The following is a 2,664-nucleotide window of genomic DNA, read 5'->3' as shown; positions in this document are numbered from 1 at the left end:
CTGCGGGCCGGCGACATCATTCTCACCGGCGCGCTGGGGCCGATGGTGGCGGTCGCCGCCGGTGATCGGTTCGAGGCCGAGATCGAGGGCATTGGCCGGGTTGGTGTGAACTTCTCGGTAGACAGTCGCGCCGAGTGATCGGCGACTTGCGTGCATATGAGGCAATAACAATGAATAAACTCAAAGTCGCCATCGTCGGCTCCGGCAACATCGGCACCGACCTGATGATCAAGATCCTGCGCAATGCCAAACACCTGGAAATGGCGGTGATGGTCGGTATCGATCCGGCCTCCGACGGCCTCGCCCGCGCCCAGCGCATGGGCGTGGCCACCACCCACGAAGGCGTTGAAGGCCTGACCCGCATGGACGTGTTCCAGCACATCGATTTCGTCTTCGATGCCACCTCGGCCGGCGCGCATGTGAAGAACGATGCGTTCCTGCGCTCGATCAAACCCGGCATCCGCCTGATCGACCTGACGCCCGCGGCCATCGGCCCGTACTGCGTGCCGGTGGTCAACCTGGAGCAGAACCTCGATCAGCTCAACGTCAACATGGTCACCTGCGGCGGCCAGGCGACTATCCCGATGGTCGCTGCGGTGTCGCGCGTGGCCAAGGTGCATTACGCCGAAATCGTCGCCTCGATCGCCAGTAAATCCGCCGGCCCGGGTACCCGCGCCAACATTGACGAATTCACCGAAACCACCTCCAAGGCCATCGAAGTGATCGGCGGCGCGGCCAAGGGCAAGGCGATCATCGTGATGAACCCGGCCGAGCCGCCACTGATCATGCGCGACACGGTGTTTGTGCTGTCCGAAGCGGCGGATCAGGCGTTGGTCGAAGCCTCCATCGTCGAGATGGCCGCCGCCGTGCAGGCCTATGTGCCGGGCTATCGCCTCAAGCAAAGCGTGCAGTTCGACGTGATCCCGGCAGACGCGCCGTTGAACATTCCCGGCCTTGGCAAATTCTCCGGCCTGAAAACCTCGGTGTTCCTCGAAGTAGAAGGCGCCGCCCATTACCTGCCGGCCTATGCCGGTAACCTCGACATCATGACCTCCGCTGCCTTGGCTACCGCCGAGCGCATGGCGCAGTCGATGCAACAGGCCTGAGGAGAGCGACATGAACGGTAAGAAAATCTACATCTCCGACGTGACCCTGCGCGACGGCAGCCATGCGGTGCGTCATCAGTATTCGCTGCAAAACGTGCAGGACATCGCCCGTGCGCTGGACAAGGCCAAGGTCGACTCGATCGAAGTCGCCCACGGCGACGGCCTGCAAGGTTCGAGCTTCAACTATGGCTTCGCGGCGCACACCGATCTGGAATGGATCGAAGCCGCCGCCGACGTGATCAGCCACGCCAAGATCACCACGCTGTTGCTGCCCGGCATCGGCACCGTGCATGACCTCAAGGCGGCCTACAACGCCGGTGCCCGGGTGGTGCGCATCGCCACCCATTGCACCGAGGCCGACGTGTCGAAACAGCACATCGAATACGCGCGCGAACTGGGCATGGACACCGTCGGCTTCCTGATGATGAGCCACATGATCCCCGCCGAGCAGCTCGCCGCCCAAGCCAAGCTGATGGAAAGCTACGGCGCGACCTGCGTGTACATGGCCGACTCCGGTGGCGCGATGAACATGCAGGACATCCGTGATCGCTTCCGTGCGTTCAAGGCCGTGCTCAAACCGGACACCGAAACCGGCATGCACGCCCACCACAACCTCTCGCTCGGCGTGGCCAACTCGATCACTGCCGTCGAGGAAGGCTGCGACCGCATCGACGCCAGCCTTGCCGGCATGGGCGCCGGGGCCGGCAACGCGCCGCTGGAAGTGTTCATCGCCGCCGCCGAACGCCTGGGCTGGAACCACGGCACCGACCTCTACACCTTGATGGACGCAGCGGACGACATCGTGCGGCCGTTGCAGGATCGGCCGGTGCGGGTCGACCGCGAGTCGCTGGCGCTGGGGTATGCCGGGGTCTATTCGAGCTTCCTGCGCCATGCCGAAATCGCCGCAGCCAAGTACGGTTTGAAGACCGTGGACATCCTCGTCGAGCTGGGCAAACGGCGCATGGTCGGCGGCCAGGAAGACATGATCGTCGACGTCGCGCTGGACCTGCTCAAACGCTGAACCGTGCATCCCCCCGTCCGGTCGCCCACGCAGCGGCCGGACGGTTTTGCTGTGCCCATTACAACAATAAAACGGGTATTTCCCATGACATCGCTAAACGTGCTGACACCGTTGTACATGGCGCGGACCATCGGTCTGTGCTTCCTCGTCGCCCTGATGGAAGGCCTCGACCTGCAAGCCTCGGGCATCGCCGCCCAAGGCATGGCGGCCGCGTTCCAACTGGACAAACTACACATGGGCTGGGTCTTCAGCGCCGGCATTTTCGGCCTGCTGCCCGGAGCGTTTCTCGGCGGTTTGCTGGCTGATCGCATCGGCCGCAAACGGGTGTTGATGGCCTCGGTTGCGCTATTCGGATTGTTCTCGCTGGTCACGACCATGGCCTGGGACTTCAACAGCCTGCTGGTTGCGCGCTGCCTCACGGGCGTCGGCCTGGGCGCGGCACTGCCTAACCTGATCGCGCTGACCAGTGAAGTGGCTGGCCCCCGCCTACGTGGCAGCGCCGTGAGCCTGATGTATTGCGGCGTGAAACGCTCCGGG

General features: G+C 63.7%; 4 protein-coding genes. All 4 read left to right on the top strand.

From position 1 onward, the window contains the following. A partial coding sequence (locus L9Z73_RS28810) for a fumarylacetoacetate hydrolase family protein (RefSeq protein ID WP_247408215.1) occupies nucleotides 1-138 on the top strand: 138 nt, incomplete at its 5' end. Nucleotides 139-170: 32 nt separating this feature from the next. Continuing rightward, nucleotides 171-1,106, top strand: coding sequence for an acetaldehyde dehydrogenase (acetylating) (locus L9Z73_RS28805; protein ID WP_247408213.1), 936 nt, complete (start codon nucleotides 171-173; stop codon nucleotides 1,104-1,106). 10 nt (nucleotides 1,107-1,116) lie between these two features. Continuing rightward, on the top strand, nucleotides 1,117-2,127 hold the full coding sequence (gene dmpG, locus L9Z73_RS28800) for a 4-hydroxy-2-oxovalerate aldolase (protein ID WP_247408211.1): 1,011 nt from the start codon (nucleotides 1,117-1,119) through the stop codon (nucleotides 2,125-2,127). 84 nt (nucleotides 2,128-2,211) lie between these two features. After that, on the top strand, nucleotides 2,212-2,664 hold a 453-nt coding region (locus L9Z73_RS28795; RefSeq protein WP_247408208.1), incomplete at its 3' end, for an MFS transporter.

This window comes from Pseudomonas emilianonis, from assembly GCF_023072625.1.
Classification (GTDB): Bacteria; Pseudomonadota; Gammaproteobacteria; order Pseudomonadales; family Pseudomonadaceae; genus Aquipseudomonas; species Aquipseudomonas paraveronii.
Note: the sequence above shows the minus strand (reverse complement) of the source record. Positions and strands in the feature narration are given on the sequence as shown.